The sequence below is a fragment of the Gordonia sp. L191 genome (genome assembly GCF_030077625.1).
In the GTDB taxonomy this organism is placed as follows: Bacteria; Actinomycetota; Actinomycetes; order Mycobacteriales; family Mycobacteriaceae; genus Gordonia; species Gordonia polyisoprenivorans_A.
Window position 1 is genome coordinate 1,296,370 of the sequence record NZ_CP125996.1, and the last position, 20,993, is coordinate 1,317,362.

The 20,993-nt window shown below is 67.3% G+C and carries 20 protein-coding genes and 1 pseudogene; 15 read left to right on the forward strand and 6 right to left on the reverse strand.

Translation table 11 applies throughout. From position 1 onward, the window contains the following. The first annotated feature begins 47 nt into the window (after positions 1–47). The 8 genes from gad to QNM97_RS05760 all read left to right on the forward strand — a co-directional run bounded on the left by gad (position 48) and on the right by QNM97_RS05760 (position 6,775). Entirely contained in the window at positions 48–1,457 is a 1,410-nt protein-coding gene (gad, locus tag QNM97_RS05730) for a glutamate decarboxylase (RefSeq protein ID WP_283821957.1), read from the forward strand. Next, the gene (locus QNM97_RS05735; RefSeq protein WP_283821958.1) at positions 1,457–2,155 is read left to right on the forward strand and encodes a hypothetical protein; all 699 of its coding nucleotides are present in this window, start codon (positions 1,457–1,459) and stop codon (positions 2,153–2,155) included. The genes gad and QNM97_RS05735 overlap by 1 nt, the downstream gene beginning before the upstream one ends. 4 nt (positions 2,156–2,159) lie before the next feature. Then, positions 2,160–3,227 carry an AraC family transcriptional regulator gene (locus QNM97_RS05740; protein ID WP_283821959.1) on the forward strand — a complete coding sequence of 356 codons (1,068 nt, stop codon included), beginning with the start codon at positions 2,160–2,162 and terminating at the stop codon, positions 3,225–3,227. 277 nt (positions 3,228–3,504) lie between these two features. Next, the gene (locus tag QNM97_RS05745) at positions 3,505–4,377 is read left to right on the forward strand and encodes a sigma-70 family RNA polymerase sigma factor (RefSeq protein ID WP_502874993.1); all 873 of its coding nucleotides are present in this window, start codon (positions 3,505–3,507) and stop codon (positions 4,375–4,377) included. Then, a complete protein-coding gene (gene rsrA / locus QNM97_RS05750) occupies positions 4,374–4,685 on the forward strand; it encodes a mycothiol system anti-sigma-R factor (RefSeq protein WP_208792032.1) in 312 nt (103 codons plus the stop codon). The genes QNM97_RS05745 and rsrA overlap by 4 nt, the downstream gene beginning before the upstream one ends. Before the next feature lie 94 nt (positions 4,686–4,779). Then, positions 4,780–4,854 carry a 50S ribosomal protein bL37 gene (locus QNM97_RS26610; protein WP_369758845.1) on the forward strand — a complete coding sequence of 25 codons (75 nt, stop codon included), beginning with the start codon at positions 4,780–4,782 and terminating at the stop codon, positions 4,852–4,854. A gap of 136 nt (positions 4,855–4,990) precedes the next feature. Further along, entirely contained in the window at positions 4,991–5,212 is a 222-nt protein-coding gene (locus tag QNM97_RS05755; RefSeq protein WP_208792031.1) for a biotin/lipoyl-binding carrier protein, read from the forward strand. A gap of 36 nt (positions 5,213–5,248) precedes the next feature. Continuing rightward, positions 5,249–6,775 (forward strand): sensor histidine kinase, encoded by a 1,527-nt coding sequence (locus QNM97_RS05760; protein WP_208792030.1) that lies wholly within the window; start codon positions 5,249–5,251, stop codon positions 6,773–6,775. A gap of 96 nt (positions 6,776–6,871) precedes the next feature. On the opposite strand, the gene QNM97_RS05765 is transcribed toward QNM97_RS05760, so the two are convergent. Both QNM97_RS05765 and QNM97_RS05770 read right to left on the reverse strand, forming a co-directional pair. Then, positions 6,872–7,126 (reverse strand): WhiB family transcriptional regulator, encoded by a 255-nt coding sequence (locus QNM97_RS05765; RefSeq protein WP_006330074.1) that lies wholly within the window; start codon positions 7,124–7,126, stop codon positions 6,872–6,874. A gap of 475 nt (positions 7,127–7,601) precedes the next feature. Further along, positions 7,602–8,549, reverse strand: a complete 948-nt coding sequence (locus QNM97_RS05770; RefSeq protein WP_208792029.1) for a diacylglycerol/lipid kinase family protein — start codon at positions 8,547–8,549, stop codon at positions 7,602–7,604. A gap of 87 nt (positions 8,550–8,636) precedes the next feature. On the opposite strand from QNM97_RS05770, the gene QNM97_RS05775 reads away from it, so the two are divergent. Beyond that, on the forward strand, positions 8,637–9,212 hold the full coding sequence (locus QNM97_RS05775; RefSeq protein WP_349632350.1) for a hypothetical protein: 576 nt from the start codon (positions 8,637–8,639) through the stop codon (positions 9,210–9,212). A gap of 107 nt (positions 9,213–9,319) precedes the next feature. Beyond that, entirely contained in the window at positions 9,320–10,111 is a 792-nt protein-coding gene (locus QNM97_RS05780; RefSeq protein ID WP_006368657.1) for a ParA family protein, read from the forward strand. A gap of 50 nt (positions 10,112–10,161) precedes the next feature. Here QNM97_RS05780 and QNM97_RS05785 read toward each other — a convergent pair whose 3' ends face one another. Continuing rightward, positions 10,162–11,385, reverse strand: coding sequence for an Rv3212 family protein (locus QNM97_RS05785; RefSeq protein WP_283821960.1), 1,224 nt, complete (start codon positions 11,383–11,385; stop codon positions 10,162–10,164). Between the two features lie 125 nt (positions 11,386–11,510). After that, on the reverse strand, positions 11,511–13,172 hold the full coding sequence (locus tag QNM97_RS05790; RefSeq protein ID WP_283821961.1) for a DEAD/DEAH box helicase: 1,662 nt from the start codon (positions 13,170–13,172) through the stop codon (positions 11,511–11,513). 377 nt (positions 13,173–13,549) lie between these two features. On the opposite strand from QNM97_RS05790, the gene QNM97_RS05795 reads away from it, so the two are divergent. Together QNM97_RS05795 and QNM97_RS05800 are read left to right on the forward strand one after the other, a co-directional pair. Further along, the gene (locus tag QNM97_RS05795) at positions 13,550–14,239 is read left to right on the forward strand and encodes a ferritin-like fold-containing protein (RefSeq protein ID WP_208792026.1); all 690 of its coding nucleotides are present in this window, start codon (positions 13,550–13,552) and stop codon (positions 14,237–14,239) included. 154 nt (positions 14,240–14,393) lie between these two features. After that, positions 14,394–14,624, forward strand: a complete 231-nt coding sequence (locus QNM97_RS05800) for a DUF3107 domain-containing protein (RefSeq protein WP_123929171.1) — start codon at positions 14,394–14,396, stop codon at positions 14,622–14,624. Positions 14,625–14,700: 76 nt separating this feature from the next. Here the strand turns inward: QNM97_RS05800 and fasR are convergent, their stop codons facing one another. After that, positions 14,701–15,393 (reverse strand): HTH-type transcriptional activator FasR, encoded by a 693-nt coding sequence (gene fasR / locus QNM97_RS05805; protein WP_208792025.1) that lies wholly within the window; start codon positions 15,391–15,393, stop codon positions 14,701–14,703. A 398-nt stretch (positions 15,394–15,791) separates the two neighbouring features. On the opposite strand from fasR, the gene QNM97_RS05810 reads away from it, so the two are divergent. From QNM97_RS05810 to QNM97_RS05820, 3 genes are all read left to right on the forward strand, one after another. After that, complete coding sequence (locus tag QNM97_RS05810) at positions 15,792–16,739, forward strand: DUF3152 domain-containing protein (protein WP_283823108.1); 948 nt, start codon at positions 15,792–15,794, stop codon at positions 16,737–16,739. Between the two features lie 88 nt (positions 16,740–16,827). Continuing rightward, positions 16,828–18,003: an adenylyltransferase/sulfurtransferase MoeZ gene (gene moeZ, locus QNM97_RS05815; RefSeq protein WP_244332254.1), complete on the forward strand. Its 1,176-nt coding sequence runs from the start codon at positions 16,828–16,830 to the stop codon at positions 18,001–18,003. 64 nt (positions 18,004–18,067) lie between these two features. Continuing rightward, positions 18,068–18,922, forward strand: coding sequence for a TIGR02569 family protein (locus QNM97_RS05820; RefSeq protein WP_208792024.1), 855 nt, complete (start codon positions 18,068–18,070; stop codon positions 18,920–18,922). A 694-nt stretch (positions 18,923–19,616) separates the two neighbouring features. On the opposite strand, the pseudogene QNM97_RS05825 reads toward QNM97_RS05820, so the two are convergent. After that, positions 19,617–20,905: pseudogene (locus tag QNM97_RS05825) on the reverse strand (HNH endonuclease). Between the last annotated feature and the right edge of the window lie 88 nt (positions 20,906–20,993).

Sequence of the window (20,993 nt, forward strand, 5' to 3'; positions counted from 1 at the left end):
TCGTGCACTCATCACCGCCCATCTCGTCAGTCGGAAGGACATCAGTCATGACCACGCGAAAGCACACCAATGCCCGCGCCACCACCAATCTCAACGATTCGTTGACGGTGAACCCGGTGTTCGTGCGTCCCGGTGAGGCCACCGAGTATCCGAAGTTCGCCATCCCCGAGAGCATGAGTCTGCCCGAGACGGCCTATCAGATCGTTCACGACGAGGCGATGCTCGACGGGAACGCTCGGTTGAATCTGGCGACGTTCGTCTCGACGTGGATGGATGACGAGGCCCGCAGGCTCTATGCGGAAACCTACGACAAGAACATGATCGACAAGGACGAGTACCCGCAGACCGCGGCGATCGAGGATCGGTGTTGGAAGATCATCGCCGATCTCTGGCACGTGCCGGATGTCGACAAGTCGATCGGGACCTCGACGATCGGGTCGTCGGAGGCGGCGATGCTCGGCGGGCTCGCGCTCAAGCGTCACTGGCAGGCCCGGCGCAAGGCGGAGGGGAAGTCGATCGAGAAGCCGAATCTGGTGTTGTCGACGGCGGTGCAGGTGTGCTGGGAGAAGTTCCTCAACTATTTCGAGGTCGAGCCGCGCTGGGTGCCGGTCTCGCAGGAGCACTTCGTGTTCGACGGGCACGAGTTGGAGAAGTACGTCGACGAGAACACCATCGGGGTCGTCGCGATCCTGGGCGTGACCTACAACGGCTTGTACGAACCGGTGCAACAGATCTCGGCGAAGCTCGACGAGATCGAGAAGAACACCGGGCTCGACGTCAAGATCCACGTCGACGGTGCGTCGGGTGCGATGGTGGCGCCGTTCTGTCAGCCGGACCTGGAATGGGATTTCCGGGTCTCGCGGGTGGTGTCGATCAACACCTCGGGACACAAGTACGGGCTGGTGTATCCGGGTCTGGGATGGATCGTGTGGCGTGACACCGAGGCCTTGCCGGAGAGCATGGTCTTCCACTGCAGCTACCTCGGTGGTGACATGCCGACGCTGGCCCTGAACTTCTCACGTCCGGGCGCGCAGGTGTTGTTGCAGTATTACAACTTCCTGCGGCTGGGGCGCGAAGGTTATCGGTTGATCCAGCAGGGATCGATCGACGTGGCCACGTATCTGTCGTCGGCGATCGCCGAGTTGGGGCCGTTCGAGCTGGTCAGCAAGGGTGACACGATTCCGGTCTTCGCGTGGAAACTGAAGGACGGTTACACCGACAAATGGTCGCTGTACGACCTGTCGGATCGGTTGCGGCTCAAGGGATGGCTGGTGCCGGCGTATCCGATGGCCGACGGGTTGGCCGACTGGACCTTGCAGCGGATCGTGGTGCGGGCGGGGTTGAGTCACGATCTGGCGACGGCGTTGGTGACCGATCTGGAGAGTGAGGTCGCGTTCCTGGATCAGCTGGAGTCGCCGATGCCACGCGAGGGAACCGGCTCCCACTTCCATCACTGATGAGCTCCACGTCCGAGAGTGGTTCGGCCGCAGCGACTCCGAGTGCCATGCAGGCGATACTGGTCCCGACCCTGACCAAACAGTGTTGGGGTTTCATGATCGGCTCGGCGCTGTTCGCGCTCGGATCCGCGCCGTGGCTGGGCATCTGGATGGGCGCCGCCAACGCCAACATCTGTTATTTCATCGGCGCGTGGTTCTTCACCGCCGCCGGACTCATCCAGGTGATCAACAGCGGCCCGGTCAGCGTGGCGGTCGACTACGCGCCCGGTCGGATGGTCCGGGCCGAATGGCTCGCCGCCGCCTCGCAATCCCTGGGCACCGTGCTGTTCAACGTCAGCACCACCTCGGCGGTCACCGCCCACACCCTGGCCGCCCAGAAACATCTGGTCTGGTCGCCGGATGCGGGCGGTTCGGTGGCATTCCTCCTGTCGGCGGCGTTCGTCCTCGTGGCGTATTCGCACGGCAACCCGATCTGGAATCCGGGTGACGTCGATTGGTGGGCGGGACAGGTGAACCTGTTGGGCTGCATCGCCTTCGGGGTATCGGCGGTCGGCGCCTACATCACGCCCAACGGTGCCACCGTCGACGACGTGCTCGCCAACACCGGCACCTTCGTGGGAGCGGTCTGCTTCTTCGTCGCCTCGCTGATCGTGCTGCCGGCGTGGCGAGCACGAGGGCCCCGACAGCGAGTTCGGTGATCACGTGAGCCACCAGATCCGCCGGCGGGGTCTACCGACGGATCTGGTTCAGGTGTGGCGTCGACGCATCGGGGCCGACAACCCGGTGGGCAACAATCCGATCAGCTATGTCCGCAGCTCCGGGCGCGAGGGACTGGTCAACCGGACCTCGGGGATACACGTCGCCGCCGATGTCGCCGAGGACTTCGACGAGATCGTCTTCTGGCGTCCGCTGACCGACCTGCACGCCTTCGTGATCTTGCGGACCCCGTGCACCGTGTCGCGGTCGGCGGAGCTCATCGGCGACCACCCCTCGCCCTACCTCGTGGTCACCACGACCGTGCCCGACGGCGGTCGCTTTCTCCAGGGGGACCGGTCCGTCACCGACGATTCGCGCGACAGCGTGCTGATCTTCGACAACGATCAGCCCTACTCGCGCACCTCGCAGCGGATCTCCGACGTCGCCGGGATCGCGGTCCCGGTGCGTCTGCTCGGTAACGAATCGGGTCCGACACGTCGGACGATGTCTCCGGTGCAGTCCGACACGCCGCTGGCGCGGGCGGCGGCCGCGTTCCTCCGTACCTTCGCGTGTGACGTCGCAGCCGGTGGCGCCGATACCGACCCCGGATCCGAGCTCGCCGCGATCGACCTCGTCCGGGCCTTGCTGACGCAGGACCGGTCCGACTCGGAAAGCGGCGGCGACTCGGAAAACATCAGGGCGGCGACGCGCGCGCTCGTCGAGCAGTACTTCCAGGATCCCGAGTTCTGCGCGGAGACCATAGCCCGGTCGCTCCACATGAGCCGCCGTCAGCTATATCGGCACTTCGCCGACAGCGAGGAGACCCCCGCGACGATGATCACCGAGCGACGGCTCGTGCGTGCCCGCGAACTCCTGCTCCGTCGGGTGCACCCGAGCCTGGACATGGTCGCCGCGGCATGCGGATTCGGCTCCGTGTCAACACTTCGCAACCGCTTTCGGGCGCAGTACCGCATGACACCCGCCGAGTTCCGCACTGCCTGGACCGAGCCGGTGGACGTGACGGAGGTCCCGCCGGTGGCCGGTGGCGGACCGGCCGATCGCGGACCGTCGTGACCCGACGCCGGCGGGCCTCTCACGCGTCTGGATAGCCCGCCGACCGCATCACCGCACGCCGGGGTGCGGTGATGCTGCCGGAACAATTGTGGTGTCGGTCCTGTTGAGTGCAGTGGCCGGGGCGGACGCGATGCCATCGACGCGATGGTCGATACGACGCTCGCCCCACGACAGACGAACGAGCCGGACACTTGTGTCGGGCATGCGGGTGAACCAGAACCCGCGCCCGGATACGACGGTGTCGGCGGTTCGACAGCGCAGAAAGGCAGGTGGGTAGGTGAGTGCGGACATGCTGCTCGACCGACGCCGATCGAGTGAACCTCGGACGCCGGTGGCCGACCCGGGCTCGGTAGACTTGATCGACATCATCGGGCCACCGGCAACGGTGTCCACCGGCGTCACCACCGAAGGGATCGCAGTGATCGAACCCGATTCAGACGGCCGCGAGAGCTCCCCGGGGGCCGGTCCGGAAGCGTCGAGCCCCTCAGATGGATCGAGCCCCACGACCGGAGCGTCCGACGGACCGGGTTCGGCGGCCCCGCGGCGCGCGGACCCGGGTGAATCCGCGCAGGACCTCACCGAGCGCTTCGAGCGCGACGCATTGCCGCTGCTCGATCAGATGTACGGCGCAGCGCTGCGGATGACCCGCAACCCCGCCGACGCCGAGGATCTCGTGCAGGAAACCTACGTGAAGGCGTTCTCCGCATTCGCGTCGTTCCGCGAGGGCACCAACCTCAAGGCGTGGCTGTACCGGATTCTGACCAACACCTACATCAACGGCTACCGCAAGAAGCAGCGGCAGCCTGCGCAATACCCGACCGACGAGATCACCGACTGGCAGCTGGCCGCGAACGCCGAGCACACCTCGACGGGTCTGCGGTCGGCGGAGATCGAAGCGCTCGACGCCCTCCCCGACGACGAGATCAAGGCGGCGCTGCAGGCGTTGCCCGAGGACTTCCGGATGGCGGTGTACTACGCCGACGTCGAGGGACTTCCGTACAAGGAGATCGCCGAGATCATGGACACACCCATCGGAACGGTCATGTCGCGCCTGCACCGCGGACGCCGCCAGCTCCGTGAGTTGCTGGCCGACGTTGCCCGCGAGCGCGGGTTCAACCGCTCGGCGACGACGAGCGAGGTGGCCCGATGAGTGAGCAACCACAGGTACCGGCCGACGACGATCCGGAATTCAGCTCGCTGGACTGCTCGGCGGTGATCGCCGACGTCTGGTTGCTGCTGGACAACGAATGCGATCCGGACGCGCGCGCCCGACTCAAGGGGCACCTCGACAACTGCCCGTCGTGTCTTGCGCACTACGGCATCGAGAGTGAACTCAAAGCGCTCATCAACCGCAAATGCGGTGGCGAGCGGGCGCCGGCCGGTCTACGGGACCGGCTGCGGATCGAGATCCGCAGGTCCGTCATCGTCACCGAGACTCGCTACTCCACCGGAGACTAGGTCCCACCGCCAGGGCGATCCGGACGGGCGATTGTCGGATCGGATGCCGCACGTGGGACAATCGCTGAGCACATCTGGATGAAGGAGGCCCGTCATGGGTAAGCGCGGACGCAAGAAGCGCGCACGGAAGAAGAACGCAGCCAACCACGGCAAGCGTCCCAACGCCTGAGCGCGAACGCGAAACGCCCGGCGCGGTGATCGCCGATCGACATGATCGGCTCCCGCCCGGGCTTTTTCGTGTCCGGGCCCTGCTCGGTCTCGGGCGCTTTCGGCCCGGGGGTCGCCCATGCCCTAGATTCATGGGCATGGCTGAGGACGTCGTGGCAGAGATCGTGGCGAGCGTGATGGAGGTGCTGGTTCAGGCGGGTCAGCACGTCGAGGTCGGCGACACCCTGGTGCTCCTGGAGTCGATGAAGATGGAGATCCCGGTGCTCGCCGAGGACGCGGGCACCCTCGCCGAGGTCAAGGTCGCGGTGGGCGACGTCATCCAGGCCGGCGACGTCATCGCCGTCTACGAACGAGCGTGACCGGCCCGGTGCCGGCGTACTGAGGCCCGATCTCCGATGTCCACCCTGGTCGATCTGCTCGCCGAGCACACCACTCTTTCCGACAGTGCCGCCGGCCATCTGCAGCGGCTCGTCGCCGAATGGCAGTTGTTGGCCGACCTGTCGTTCGCCGACTTCGTCCTGTCGGTGCGCACCGACACCGGCGAGATCGTCAACGTCGCCCAATGCCGGCCGAACACCGCCTCGACGGTCTTCCCCAGTGACGAGGTCGGCACCGTGGTCGATCCGGCGGTACATCCGCAGGTGGCACGGGCCTTCGCCGAGGGCCGCATCCTGCGGGACGAGGACCCGACGTGGCTGGGCGCGATGGCCATCCGGCGCGAGACGGTGCCGGTGCGTTACGTCGACCCGTCCGGGGACGAGCGGATCGTCGGGGTGCTGACCCGTGCGGTCGACCTGACCCATCCGCGGCTGCCCTCGCCGCTCGAACTGGCGTACCAGGATTCGGCCAATGACCTGTGCCAGATGGTCGCCGACGGCACATTCCCGCAGTACGAGGGCAATCCGCAGGGGCTGTCGACCCCGCGTGCCGGCGACGGGTTCGTGCGCATCGACGCCCGCGGCATGGTCGTCTACTCCAGTCCCAACGCGCTGTCGGCGTTTCACCGCATGGGCTGGACCTCCGATCTCAGTGGCGCCCGGCTCTCGGAGGTGACCGCGACACTGCTGACCGATCCGTTCGAGTCGCAGGATGCCGCGGTGATGATCGACGCCGCCTGTGGGATCAGCGATCCGCCCGCGGGCCCCTACCGCGACATCGGGATGCGGATGGAAGCCGACGCCCGCAGTGCCACCGTGCTCATCCGCGCTGTTGCCCTGCGTCCCCGCGGCGTCAGCTCCGGGGCGGTGGTCCTGATCCGCGACGTCACCGAGGTCAAACGGCGCGACCTCGCCCTCATCAGCAAGGACGCGACGATCCGGGAGATTCATCACCGCGTCAAGAACAACCTGCAGTCGGTGTCGGCGTTGCTGCGTCTGCAGGCGCGGCGCACCACCAACGACGAGGCGCGCACCGCACTCACCGAGGCGGTACGACGTGTGGCCTCCATCGCGCTCGTCCACGAATTGCTCTCCGGCAGCGTCGATGAAGAGGTCGACCTCGACGAGGCCGTGGACCGTCTCGTGCCCACCCTCGTCGATGTCGCCTCGGGGGAGCAGCCGGTGATGGTGCGCCGCCGCGACCGGCTCGGCGTGCTCGCCTCGGATCTCGCGATGCCGCTGGTGATGGTTCTCACCGAACTCGTCCAGAACGCGATCGAGCACGGATTCGCTCCGTCGCGCACCGATGCGCGCATCGACATCCGGGCCGACCGAGACGTGCGTCGGCTCCGGATTGCGGTGCGCGACAACGGTTCGGGGCTACCCGACGGGTTCGACCTCGCGGCCTCGGATCGCCTGGGGCTGCGGATCGTGCAGACCCTGGTGTCGATCGAGCTCGGCGGCGAGGTGCGCGCCGGGGCGAATCCCGAGGGGCCGGGAGCCGAGGTTGTCCTCGTCGTGCCGCTGCGCCGCGAACCGCGCTGAGGGCCGGGGATCGCGGCGTGGGCGGGCAACAAAAAACCCGGCCGAGGCCGGGTCTCTTGTGGGCCGCCGGACAGTGGCAGCCGTGATCGCTGTTCGCTAGACGCTGCTACGGGTACGGGTGCGTGCGGTGCGCCGCTTGAGTGCCCGACGCTCGTCCTCGCTCATGCCGCCCCAGACGCCTGCATCCTGGCCCGATTCCAGAGCCCACGACAGGCACTCGGCGGTGACCGGGCACCGCGCGCAGACGAGCTTCGCATCAGCGACCTGGGCGATGGCCGGACCGCTGGTTCCCACCGGGAAGAACAGCTCCGGATCCTCGTCGCGACAGATTGCCTTGTGACGCCAGTCCATTCCTTCTCCTTCAGGTGCGCAGGGCACCACTCGATAACCGTTGGTTGGTTCGTGTTGGCTGTAACCGATCGTTCACGCGGAGGCACCGATTGTTTCCGCGCTGTTGCTTGTGAATACTTTCACGAATCCAGCCGAAGTCAATGGTGTTCCGTTAACACGTGGGCAATATCACTGTTGTCGCAATATCACTTCGGCTGACCCCCGATGGCAGGGGGGTCCGTGCGTCAGCTCGAACTCCGATGATCTATCCTACGCTTCGATCACGTGTCGCGTCACGCGTTTTCCCAGGTCGGCTAGCTCTCGATCGTCCGATTGGTTACATCCTCGGGTGACGTGCAACACCAAGCGAACGTGGCAACGGTTCATGTCACAGTGATCGGGCCGCTCTGTCAAGGGTCCCCCGCCGTGCTGCGGCCAGGTGTTGACACGATGACGGTGATGTTGCGTCAGGGATGTTGCGTTCGGTGATGTTGCGTCAGGCCCCCGTCGACGCGGCGGGTGCGACCACGTCGAGCGCGTCGTGGCGGTGATCGAATCGGATGTCGGTGTAGGCCCCGATGTAGTCGCCGTCCATCTGCACGTCCACCGGCTCGGTTGCCGCGAACGAGACCCAGGCCACGTCGTCGTCGCGGAAGAGATGATGGGCTTTGGGATTGCGCTGTGCGAGAAGGCGGGTCGCGAGCGGAAGATTGCGCAGTACGCCGGTCGACGTCGCGGCGAAGACGCCGAGCCGGGTGTCGAATCCGGTTCCCGGATTGATCCGGATCTCGCGGCGGCCGAGGTAGGTCCAGGGGCTGGTGTTGGAGACGAAGGCGAACCGCACGCCGGTCCTCGGGTCGTGACCCGCTGCGGTGACCGTGAAACTGGCTGTGCCACCGGCATTTCGAAGGAAGCTGGCGATGGTGGTCCACAGGTAACGGCCGGGGGTGGCGGGTTTGCCCGCGTGGCGCTTGTCCTCCATCGCGTGCACGATGATCGCGTCCATCCCCATGCCCGCGTTGAACAGGAACCATCGATCGGCCGAGTGGCCCAGCCCGATTCGTCGGTGACTGTCGCGGTCGAGCAGATCGATGATCTGACGCGTCGCCTGCAGCGGATCGGGATCGATACCGAGTGTGCGGGAGAACACATTGGCGCTGCCGCCGGGGATCACGGCCAGGGCGGGCAGGCGGGCCGGCGCGGCGTCGCCGGGCGGGCCGAGTAATCCGTTGACCGTCTCATTGACCGATCCGTCGCCGCCGTGCACGATCACCGCGTCGTAGTTCTCGGCCACCGCGCGCGCACCGAGTTCACCTGCATGTCCGCGGTGGGTGGTGTGCTCGACGTCGACCGGGAAGTGCGCGCTCAGGGTGTTGACGAGAGCGTCGCGGCCCGCGGGGCTGGTCGCGGTGGCGAACGGATTGACGATGAGCATGACGCGCACGACACCCGAGGATATGGGGTCGGCGCCCGGCGCGGTCGGCCGGGCGGGCGCTGTGAGCCCCGTGGCGGATCCGCTTACCCTGGACAGGTGAGCAAACGCAGTGAGCCGGGGGGTGGGCCACGAGGTCGGCGATCCGGCGATGACCAGCCGCGAGTCACCGAACCGGGCGAGTCGGACGCGTCGATGTCCCACCGCGATCCGGCGGACACCGATCGCCCGCCGACCGCCATTCGGGTGGCGGGGGCGCTGACGACCCTCGAGGGAGTGGTGGCCCTGATCATCGCCGTCGTCCTCGTGGTGCGCGGTCTGACCGAGGACCGGCACGACGCGTTCAACGGTATCGGCACCGCGTTGTGGCTCGCGATCATCTTCGGCGGTGTGCTCGCCGGTGGGGTGGCGTTGCTCGTCGGCCGCCGGTGGGGCCGGGCCATCTCGCTGGTCGCGCAGATCCTGCTGCTGCCGGTGTCCTACTACCTGTTCACCAGTCATCAGCCGCTGTTCGCGGTCCCGCTGGCCGTTCTCGCGCTCATCACCTTGGTGGGCTTGTTCACCCCGGCGTCGATCCGCTGGCTGGCCGGGGATCTCGAGCTCGACGAGCCGACGCCTCCACCCGCACGGCGGGCCGAACGCACGACGCGACGTCCACGAGGGCGCAAACAGTAACCTCGCATCGTCGTGGCACCCGGCATCGCCATGGCCCGCGGTGGGCGTCGCGCTGGGGTACGGGTCGGCGCACAGTATTTGCCTGGGTAAACCCTTACAGTGGACCCATGACGCGCTTGCTTGCGGTTGCGAACCAAAAGGGTGGGGTGGCCAAGACCACGACGGTCGCGTCGTTGGGGGCGGCGCTGGCGGACCTGGACTCGTCGGTTCTCGTTGTGGATTTGGATCCGCAAGGGTGCCTTACGTTTTCACTCGGTCACGATCCGGACCAGGTGCAGTCCTCGGTACACGACGTGCTGCTCGGCGACGAGGAGATCGCCGACGTGTTGCTCGACACCGAGGACAACGTCACGCTGCTGCCCGCGACGATCGACCTCGCCGGAGCCGAGGCGCTGTTGCTGATGCGGCCCGGGCGGGAATATGCGTTGAAACGGGCGTTGGCCGAGGTGGCCGAGGATTTCGACGTGATCCTGATCGACTGCCCGCCGTCGCTGGGTGTGCTGACCCTCAACGGGCTCACCGCCGCCGACGAGGTGATCGTGCCCCTGCAGTGCGAGACGCTCGCACACCGGGGCGTCGGGCAACTGATGCGCACCGTCACCGAGGTCCAGCAGATCACCAATCCCGGGCTGACGATGCTCGGCGCGGTGGCCACCCTCTACGACGCGCGCACCACCCACAGCCGCGACGTACTCTCCGACGTCTCCGACCGCTACGGACTGCCCGTCCTCGACCCGCCCATCCCGCGTACGGTGCGCTTCGCCGAGGCGTCGGCCTCCGGGGCGTCGGTGATGCGCGGTCGAAAGAACAAGGGCGCCACCGCATATCGCGAACTCGCGGAGAACCTCTGGAAGTACTGGGACGGCGGCGGCGACGTGCGCACCGCCGACCTCGCCTGATCCGTCACAGGTCATCGAGGCCCGACTCGTCAGGCCCTCGGCCCCGACCGTCAGCCCTTGGGCCCGAACACTTCCAGCTGTGCTCCACGCTGCTCGACGACGAGATCGCCGAGAACACGCAGGATCACCGTCCCGCCGTTCGTCGCGGAGCGTCGCGGCAGGGTGATGGTACGGATGTCGGCGCCGTCGGCGGGATCGCGGACGGTGATCCCCGACGGACTCGGCAGCAACAACTGATCGGCCATCACCTCACCGGGACCGAGTGCGGCCGGGATCTGATAGCGCGGGCGCAGTGACTGCGCGTCGAGGACGACGGTGGCCTCGCCGGTGAAGTAGGTGATCAGCCCCGACGAGAACGTCGCGACACTGTCGGCCGGAGGTCGCGGCGCCCCCTTGACCTCGCTCGACGCGCCCGCGGCGCCGTCGGCGGTGAACAGTCGGATCCTCGGGGTGGCAGGCGTGGGTCCGTTGCCGTTGGTGCCGCCGTCGTAGACCGCGATCCCGGAGGTGCTCATCGCGATCAGCGCCGGCGGGTCGGCCGACGCCCGATCGGTGATGAGTGACGACCCGTACTGGGTGACCTGCTCGTTGCTGTCGAGTAGCGCACCGAGCACCGTCAGCCGGTATCCGGGATCGCCCGCACAGCGTTCGATGACGGCGACCCGATCGCCCGAGATCGCCGACGAATACAGGTGGCAGTCGGTGCGGCCGGGCTGCACGCCGGGCTTGACCGGTGCGGTCACGCGCCCGTATTCGATGCCGCGCACCATATTTGATCCCCACGTCTCCAGACGGCCGGGACCCTGTGCCAGGACGTAGCCGGAGTCGGTGATCAGGTGCAGCGTGTCGTCGGCATCGCTGGTGCGCGCGCCCTTGCGGACACCGGTCGAACCGTCGAGCGCGGTCACCTCCGAGCAGCCACGCGAATTGCGGTACACCGCGAGCACCTCGTTGACGCTGCCGGGCCACGCGGCCGCGGCGGTGCAGAGTGCGGAGTCACGCGAGTATCGCCACAAGACCCGGCCGGAGGAGGGGTCGTGCCCGGCAACCGTCCCGCCATCGGCGGTCACGATGGTCGATGCGGTGATCGCCGGCACGTCGGTGGCCGCGGACTCGGCAGACCACCGGGACGCGAAGGCCTCGGGCACCCCGGTGGCCGGTGTGACCGTCGGGGGAGTCGAACGCGCCGGGACGCTGTCGGTGGTCCGCGCGGGGCTGATCCACCAGACGATCACCCCCGCCACCACGAGCACGATGACGATGAACAGGCTCACCAGGAGGTCGACAAGGGTGCGTCGCTCCGGGCGCACCCGCCGCGCCGGCGGCTTCCGGGATGGGGTCGACGTGCTGATCTCGAATACTCCTCGTCGCGGCTGCGCGTCGGCAGGTCCGGTGGATTCTACTCCGAGGCGCCGCTGTCCGAGGTGGCCGGCGCGTTCTGCCCGCCGCGTCGACGGGCGCCGCCACGCCGGCGACGCCGCTTGCGGGGAGCGTCACCGGTCTCGGTGGCCGACTCCGCGTCGGCCGAGCCCGTACTGTCCGCCGAGCTCCCGGCGGTATCGGCCGTCGTCGTGGGCTCGTCGCCGGTGTTCTGTTCGCCGTCCGTGTCGACCGTCTGGCCGCCACGGGTCCGGCGGCGCGTGCGTGAACTGCGGGCGGGTCGTTCCCGACGCTCGCGTCGCTCGACGCGTTCGCCGTCGCCCTCGGCCGAACTACGTCGGGGGGCGGTGATCCGTCCGGTCGCCGACTCCGGGATGGACAGTTCGCTGAGCAGGTGCTCGGAGGTCGAGTAGGTCTCGGCCGGTTCGGGGACACCGAGTTGGAGCGCCGCGTTGATCAGTTCCCACCGGTGCAACTCGTCCCAGTCGACGAGGGTGACCGCGATCCCGGTGCGTCCGGCGCGGCCGGTCCGGCCGATGCGGTGCACATAGGTCTTGTCGTCCTCGGGGCACTGGTAGTTGATGACGTGGGTGACGTCGTCGATGTCGATGCCGCGCGCGGCGACGTCGGTGGCGACGAGTACGTCGATCTCGCCGGTACGGAACTTCTTCAACGCCTTCTCGCGGGCCACCTGGCCGAGGTCACCGTGGACCGCACCGACGGAGAACCCGCGTTCGGCGAGGTCGTCGGCAACCTTCTGCGCTGTCCGCTTGGTGCGCGTGAAGATCATCGTCGCGCCACGCCCCTCGGCCTGCAGGATGCGTGCGACGAGTTCGGCCTTGTCCAGCGCGTGCGCGCGGTAGACGTACTGTGTGGTCCGCTCGTGGACGGCGGAGTCGTTGGCGTGCTCGGCGCGGATGTGGGTGGGCTGCTTCAAGAACGTGCGCGCGAGGGTGACGATCGGGCCCGGCATCGTCGCCGAGAACAACATGGTCTGCTTCTGGTCGGGCAGCGTGGCCATGATGCGTTCGATGTCGGGCAGGAAGCCCAGATCCAGCATCTCGTCGGCCTCGTCGAGCACCAGGACCGCGACCTTGCCGAGGATGAGGTGTCCCTGCTGGGCGAGGTCGAGCAGACGACCGGGGGTACCGACGACCACGTCGACGCCGGCACGCAGATCCGCGATCTGCGACTCGTACGGGCGTCCACCGTAGATCGAGGTGATCTTCAGCGGCCGCCGGCGAGGCTTCGCGGCGGGCGCGTCGTCGCCCTCGACCGGATCGGCGCTCGGCAGGGTGACGACCAGCTTCTTGGCGGCCACCTCCAGGTCACCGGTCACCTGCAGGCACAACTCGCGGGTCGGCACGATCACCAGCGCGCGCGGGGTGTTGTCCAGGGGTCGCACGCCCGACTGCTCGGGGTGGACCAGACGATGCAGCAGCGGAACGCCGAAACCGAGGGTCTTGCCCATGCCGGTACGGGCCTGACCGATCAGATCGCTACCGCCGAGGGCGAGCGGCAAGGTCAGTTCCTGGATGGCGAAGGTTCGGGTCTTGCCGTCGTCGGCGAGGGCCGACACGATGTGCTCGTCGACGCCGAGGTCGGCGAAGGTCGGCGAGGTGTGCTCCTCATCGACGATGGTCGTCTGGACCTCGTCGGTCTGGAGTTCGGGAGTAGTCATAAGTTGTGCGTGCGCCTTTCATGTGTCGCTCGAGCGCGCACGAAAGGCTCCACGAATCCTGCGAGTGGCACCGGGTCGAGTGGTTCTCGGGACTCCCGGTGGTTCGCGTTCGCCGCGCGACCGCCATGGTCGCGTCGGGCGAGCGGGTGGGCTCGGCAGTGCGCGCGCAATGTCCGGGTGGTCTGCGAGGAGTCGGTGGACTCCGACGGGGATTCCGACGGGCTCCCGAGTGTGAGAACCCCTCGGCGTCGCACGCGCGCAGGGCGCCGGAAGGCTGCCTCCACGTGCATGGACGACCGGCGTTCGCCGACCACACCGTTCACGAGTGTACGTGGTGCTCACCGGCCGCCTGCAGGCGCGACCGTTACCATCGGGGCATGTCGTCGCCCACCGCCTCGCCCGAACCGCTCCCGGCAACCCTCGACGACGAGGAGGACAGGGCCGTCGGCAAGCTCTTCGCGGTGCTTCTCGCCGGCGAGTACGCCGCGTTCTACCGGCTGATCGACGAATCCTCGATGGCCCCCGACATTCCCAGCGGGATCGCGATCGCGCGAATGGCGGCGTCGGAGATCGCGCACTTCGAACTGCTCGCCGAGCAGGTGTCACGCCGCGGACTCGATCCCGCCGAGTCGATCGAGCGCTATCGCGCCGTCTTCGACCAGTACCACCGGGCGACCACCCCACGGACCTGGCTCGAGGCCCTGGTGAAGGCCTACGTCGGCGACGGGCTGGCCGCCGACTTCTACACCGAACTCTCCGAGATGATGCCGCCGGTCGCCCAACAGGTGGTGGCCCAGGTGATGGCCGAAACCGGGAACTCCCAGTTCGCCCGTGAGCAGGTCAAGGCGGCGATCGCCGCCGACCCGGCGTTGCGCTCGCCGTTGACCCTGTGGGGCCGACGACTGCTCGGGGAGGCCGTCACCCACGCCCAGTGGGTACTCGCGGCCGAGGAGGGCGTGACCGACCTGCTGTTCTCGGGGGCCACCTCCCTCAACGGCGTCGCCGACTTCTTCGACTCGATCACCGCACGGCACGCCGAGCGGATGTCCGACATGGGGCTGGGCTGATCGGACTCGAGATCGTGTGCCGGTGAATGTGGCTTTTCGCTGTGAGCGGAGCCGGTGTGGGTCACGGTGATCGCTGGACTAGCCTTGTGCGGCAGGCACTCGGCGTCTCGTCCGTCGGCGTGGACGCACGAGGTTTCCACACAGAAGGGTGGCCATGACCATTGAAGTGAAGATCGGTATCACCGACAGCCCTCGCGAACTGTCGATCCAGTCTCCGCTGGAGAGCGACAAGGCGTTCGCGGCTGTCGAAGCCGTGCTGACCGGCAAGGAGCCGCTGCTCTCGCTCACCGACGAACGCGGTGCCCGCTATCTGGTGCCCGCCGCCAAGATCGCCTACGTCGAGGTCGGCGCCGCGGAGAACCGACGGGTCGGCTTCGGTTCCTGATCGGTTACCCGGTACAACCCGAGAAGAACGCATCGAGCAGATCGGCTCGGTGCGTTCTCTCGTCTCAGCCGGCCGACTACTCGGCGTCGGTGGGCGACTCGGCGGCGGTGTCGGCGGCGGCAAGGGCAGACGCCGCGGCGTCGATCTCGACCTGGCGCGGCACATGGGACAGCCCGCCCCACAGCAAGGCGACGGTGGTGTCCACCGCGGTCTGCTTGTCGATCGGCCGGCGAGCCTCGAGCCAATAGCGGGCGTTGACCTGGCTCGCTCCGACGAGTCCGGCCGCCAGCATGCGCGAGCGGTAGGGGTCGAGTCCGGAATCCTGCATGACCAGCCCGTACACGGCGTCCACACACGCCTCGGTGGCGCCCTCGGTACGCCGGATGACCGCCGGATCCATCACGTCGGAGGCGAAGATCAACCGATATCCGGAATTGTCGGAGTCGATGAAGTCGAAGAACGCCTGCACTGCCGCCCGTACGCGCCGGCGATTGTCGGTGGTGGTGAGCAACGCGTTGTTCACGTCGACGACCAGCTTCTCCGCGTGCGAATCGACCACCGCGATGTAGAGGTCGAGCTTCGACGGGAAGTGTTGGTAGAGGACTGGTTTGCTGACGCCGGCGTGAATTGCGATCTCGTCCATGCCCGCCGAGTGATAGCCGCGCTCGACGAAGATCTCGCTTGCGGCCTCGAGCAACTGCAAGCGCCGTGCACTGCGGGGTAGACGGGTCCCGTTGCGCCCGGAGGAGACATTAGCCGCCGTTGACATGGTTAGAGGGTACTCGGACTCGTGACCCACAAACCGCGTGGATCGCACAAGTGAATTCACAGCCTTCGATGAGGACGTGTGATGTCGCACGTGGTATTGGCCGGTTCTGTGAGAGGGTGTGAACCGTGAGCCGCACAGATGATGCGTCGGGGACGGGGAGCGCGGAGCGCCGGACGGGGCGGCCCCGTGCGCGCGACGCCGATCCGCGGTCACCACACGCCGCCGACCAGGTGCCCGGTGGATCGTTCGCTTCCGGCGGATCGTTTGAGGCAGCCCAGACGCCAACGGGGACAGGCGAGAACCGCACGGACCAGACGCCGCCACGCACCGCCCCGTCTTCGGCAGCCGCGCCTCGGTCTGCGACGACCACCCGTCGGCGTCCGCTCCCGGATCAGCCGCTGCGCGCTCGCTGGGACCCGACCGACGACAACGGCCGGCCACGCTCGGACCGTGACAGCGCGCCACCGCGCAAGAAGCAGAGTGCGATCGGTCGATTCGTGACGACCTACGGGTGGCGTGCCTATGCGATCCCGGTTCTGGTGGTCCTGACCATCGTGCTGCTCGTCTACACGATTCGTGACGACAACACGACCAACGCCAGCGCGCCGGTCGGCCCGGACTCGTCGGCCCGCAACGCCGAGGTCACCAAGGAGACCCGGCCGATCGGTGCACCCACCGGAGAGATCGCGCCCGCGCAACTGCCCGCGGGGGCACTGCCGGGCGGAGGTGGCTTCACCACGGTGGGGCGCAAGACCTTTCGCGTGGTTCCGGGCACGACACCGCAGGTCGGTCGTGGCGGGCAGGTGTACACCTACACCGTCGAGGTCGAGAACGGTCTGATCCCGGCGGAGTACGGAGGAGATCAGGCATTTGCCAAGATGGTCGACGCCACGCTGGCCAACGACAAGAGCTGGATCGGTGACGGCAAGGTGTCGTTCCGGCGGATCGATCGCGGCAACCCGGACCTGCGGTTGTCCCTGACGTCGACGAACACCACGCGCGAACTCTGCGGGTACCAGATCAAACTGGAGACCTCGTGCTTCTATCCGCCACAGGAGCGGGTCACCCTCAACGAGGCCCGCTGGATTCGCGGCGCGCAGTCCTACGAGGGTGACGACGTCGCCTACCGCCAATATCTGGTGAACCACGAGGTCGGTCACGGCATCGGATATGAGCATCACGTCCCGTGCCCGGCCAACGGAGCGCCGGCGCCGATCATGATGCAGCAGTCCTTCGGGGTGTCCAACTCGGAGATCATGGCGCTCGATCCGGACATCCGCGCCAACCCGGCGCTGGTCTGCAAACCCAACCCGTGGCCCTTCCCCGATCGGACGAGCGCCGGCTGAGCCGTTGCACTTGCGGGAATGACGAGGTGCGCCGGGTCGTTGTTCGACTCAGTTCACCCGTCCGACTCGCATACCCGGGAGGCCTGCCGTGTCATCCTTGCCCCCGCTGGTGGAACCAGCGGCCGAACTCTCCAACGACGAGGTCGCGCGCTACAGCAGGCACCTGATCATCCCCGACGTCGGGATGGACGGGCAGAAACGACTCAAGAACGCCAAGGTGCTCGTCATCGGTGCCGGCGGGCTCGGGTCGCCGACGCTGCTCTATCTCGCCGCCGCCGGCGTCGGAACGATCGGCATCGTCGAGTTCGACGTCGTCGACGAGTCCAATCTGCAGCGCCAGGTCATCCACGGCCAGTCCGACGTCGGTCGGCCCAAGGCCGAGAGTGCGCGCGATTCGATCCTCGAGATCAACCCGTTCGTCACCGTCAACATCCACGATCAGCGCCTCGAGCCCGAGGGTGCCATCGAGCTGTTCTCCGGCTACGACCTCATCCTCGACGGCACCGACAACTTCGCGACCCGATATCTGGTGAACGACGCCGCGGTGCTCGCACACAAGCCCTACGTGTGGGGATCGATCTACCGTTTCGAGGGACAGGCCTCGGTGTTCTGGGAGGACGCCCCCGATGGTCGCGGCATCAACTACCGCGATCTCTACCCGCAGGCGCCGCCACCGGGCATGGTGCCCTCGTGCGCCGAGGGCGGGGTGCTCGGCATCCTGTGCGCCTCGATCGGTTCCATCATGGGCACCGAGGCGATCAAGCTGATCTGCGGCATCGGTGAGCCGCTGCTGGGCAGGCTGATGGTGTACGACGCTCTCGACATGACCTACCGCACCATCCGGATTCGCAAGGACCCCGAGGGTGAGAAGATCACCGGTCTGATCGACTACGAGGCGTTCTGCGGTGTCGTCTCCGACGAGGCCGCCCAGGCTGCCGCGGGCTCGACACTGACCGCCGTCGAACTCAAGGAGAAGATCGACGCCGGTGAGAAACTGGCGCTGGTCGACGTGCGCGAGCCGGTCGAGTGGGACATCGTGCACATCGACGGCGCGACCCTGGTGCCCAAGGATCAGATCCTGTCCGGCGCCGCACTGGCCCAGATCCCGCAGGACCGGCCGACGGTGCTGTACTGCAAGACCGGAATCCGGTCGGCGGAGGCGCTCGCCGCGCTCAAGCGAGCCGGATTCGCCGACGCCACGCACCTGCAGGGTGGCATCACCGCATGGGCCAGTCAGGTCGACAAGGAACTGCCGGTCTACTGACTCGGCACCTCGTAGCCGCGTCGCTGCGCGGCTTCGGGGCGCCATCTCGGTAATCTCTGCAGACGTGAATACCGTCGAGCCCCCCGAGCACGTGCTCAATACGTTCGGGCTGACCGCCCACCCGCCCATCGCCATGGGCGAGCGCTGGGTCGGCGGGTGGCGTGTCGGGGAGGTCGTGCTGTCGCTGGTGCCCGACCACGCGCGCGCGGCGTGGTCGGCCTCGGTCCGCGAGAACCTCTACGTCGAGGGTTTGCGAATCGCGCGACCGTTCCGGGCCACCGACGGTCGGTACGTCGTCTCCGGATGGCGTGCGGATACCTACATCGCCGGCGTCCCCGAACCCCGCCACGACGAGGTGGTGTCGGTGGCCGAACGACTGCACGAGGCCATCGCCGGACTCGAGCGACCACGATTCCTGCTCCAGCAGCCTGCGCCGCCCCACACCGACGTCGACGTCTTCGCCGCTGCCGATCGCGCCGCATGGGAGGACACCCCGATGCGCTCGGCGCGTGCCGCCGGAATGGCCGAGCCGACCTCACCGGATGGCCAGGAGAGCATCGAGATCCTCAAAACGCTTGCGACTCTGCGCAAGAACGTCGACCTGCCGAGCCAGGTGGTGCACGGTGACCTGTTCGGCACGGTGCTCTTCGCCGGTGCGGCTGCGCCCGGCATCACCGACATCGTGCCCTACTGGCGGCCGGCGTCGTGGGCGGCGGCGGTAGTGGTCGTGGATTCGCTGGCCTGGGGCGGCGCTGACGACGACCTCGTACAGCGCTGGTCCGACGAGCCGGAGTGGCCACAGATGATGTTGCGCGCCACAATCTTCCGCCTGGCGGTCCACGCCCTGCATCCGCGATCGACCGCCGGTGCGTTACCGGGGCTCAAGCGCGTCGTCGACATCGTCCGGTTGATGGTGTAGTTCGTTCACCGGGGGGCGCGGGCGCCGTCACCTTTCCCACCCAACGGTCGAGGCCTCCCCGCGCGGGAATGCCCCCGCCCTTCCCGCCCCGGCGGCCCTTCCCGCCCGACGGCCCTTCCCATCCCGATGGTCGAGGTGCCGAGGAGCGCCAGCGACGAGCCTCGAGACCCCTTGTGCTGAGCGGCTTCCGGTCCACGGTGGTTCGGTTCCCGCACTGCTGCAAGCGGTCTCGAGGCTCGCCGCACGCGGCTCACACCTCGACCATCGGCGGGGGGCGTTCCCACCCCGGGTTTCGTGCCCGATGGCCGTCTCATCCTGGTGGTCGAGGTGCCGAGGAGCGCTAGCGACGAGCCTCGAGACCTGTTGTGCTGAAGGGTTTCCGGTGCACGGTGGTCCGAATACAGCACCGGTGCAGTTGGTCTCGAGGCTCGCCGCACGCGGCTCGCACCTCGACCATCGGGGGGACCGTTCCCACCCCGGGGTTTCGTGCCCGACGGCCGTTCCCATCCCGGTGGTCGAGGTGCCGAGGAGCGCCAGCGACGAGCCTCGAGACCCCTTGTGTCGAAGGGGTTTCTGGGCCACGGGCACTCGAACACCTCGACCATCGGGTGGGTTGTCTCTATGGAGTTCTCAAACAACAGATGCGGTCCCGGCGATCCCGGGTGCAGGGAATCAGGTTGTGGGGCAGGGTAGGTCAGGCTGCGGTGTCGTCGAGTCGCATGGTGCGTCGGTGGTAGGACGGTACGGGTTGTCGTTTCGGGTCGATGCTGGCGGGTGGGATGAGCCAGGGGTGGCGGTCGAATCCCATGATGATGTCCCATCCGTGGTGGTGGACGTCGTCGTGGCAGCTGGTGCAGAGGAGGCAGCCGTTGTCGAGGTCGGTGGGCCCGCCGTCGCTCCAGTGCTGCACGTGGTGTGCTTGGCAGCGTCCGGCGTGTGTTCCGCATTTGACGCACCCGCGGTCCCGCACGAGTAAGGCTTTGCGTTGGCCGGGGGTGAAGAAGCGTTCCTGGCGTCCGACGTCGAGGGGTACGCCGTCGGTGTTGAGGATGATTTTGGTGATCGTGGTGTCACACGACAGCATTCGCGCGGTGGCTTCGGTGATCGGACCCATGTTCTGCAACTCGCCGCCGACGGCCGGATTGTCGGCTGACCAGGTCCACAACAACCCGTTGGTGGGTTTCGCCGAGAAGGTGGTGTCGGCCAATCCTTGTGCCGCGAGTTCGACGATGGTTTCGAACGCGGCCGCGCAAATTTGTTCGGGCGTGCGGGGATCGGGGGACCCGTCGGGCTGCGGCTTGGGAGCCGACAGGGTTTCCATCAGGGTGCGGGTCTTTTCCCGGCGATGATGTCGAGGTTCGCCGAGATTTCCAGCCGTCCGTCGTCGGTGATGCGGTCGGTGTAGGAGTTGATCGTCTTGTCCTCGGCGGCCGGTAACCCACCAGGCGTCTCCGCGGCCAGTTCGTTACCCAACTGCCGAGCGTAGAGGTTGATTTCGGCGGGGGTGAATCCGGCGAAGTAGTGCGACAGCAGTTTCCGCAGGTATTCACACCGGTGGACGGTGTTGAGGGGTTCGGGGGAGCGGGCGTCGATGTGCGCCAACCCGCGGACGATGGCGTCGGTGTGTTCGGAAGAAATGGACCCGTCCGCAGCATGCGCCAACAACAGATCAATGTCGCTGGTGGCCGAGATCCGCACGTACCGACCTGCGACCGAGGGCGCGAAACCCATGCTGATCAACAACTCCCGAAGTCGGGTGGTTTTGTGATCGGCGACGCCCAGGCGATCCAGTTCGCCGGTGAGGGTGGTGGCGTGATGATCAACCAGGTTCCGCAACAACAGGACTTGTTTCATCGCGCCGAAGGCTTGGGGCCCGGTCATCTCCGGGTTCCATTGCAGGTCGCTGAGTTGGGTGACGATGGTGGCGAAGACTGCTTCGGCGTCAACAGATTCCGCGTCAAGAATGGTAGTGGATTCGATCATGGGCCCCTCCCCAGTGGCTGATCGGTGCGATAGGTCCAGTGTACAGGAAAGTATGTTCGATGCAAGGGGTATTCTCGATCAATTCTGC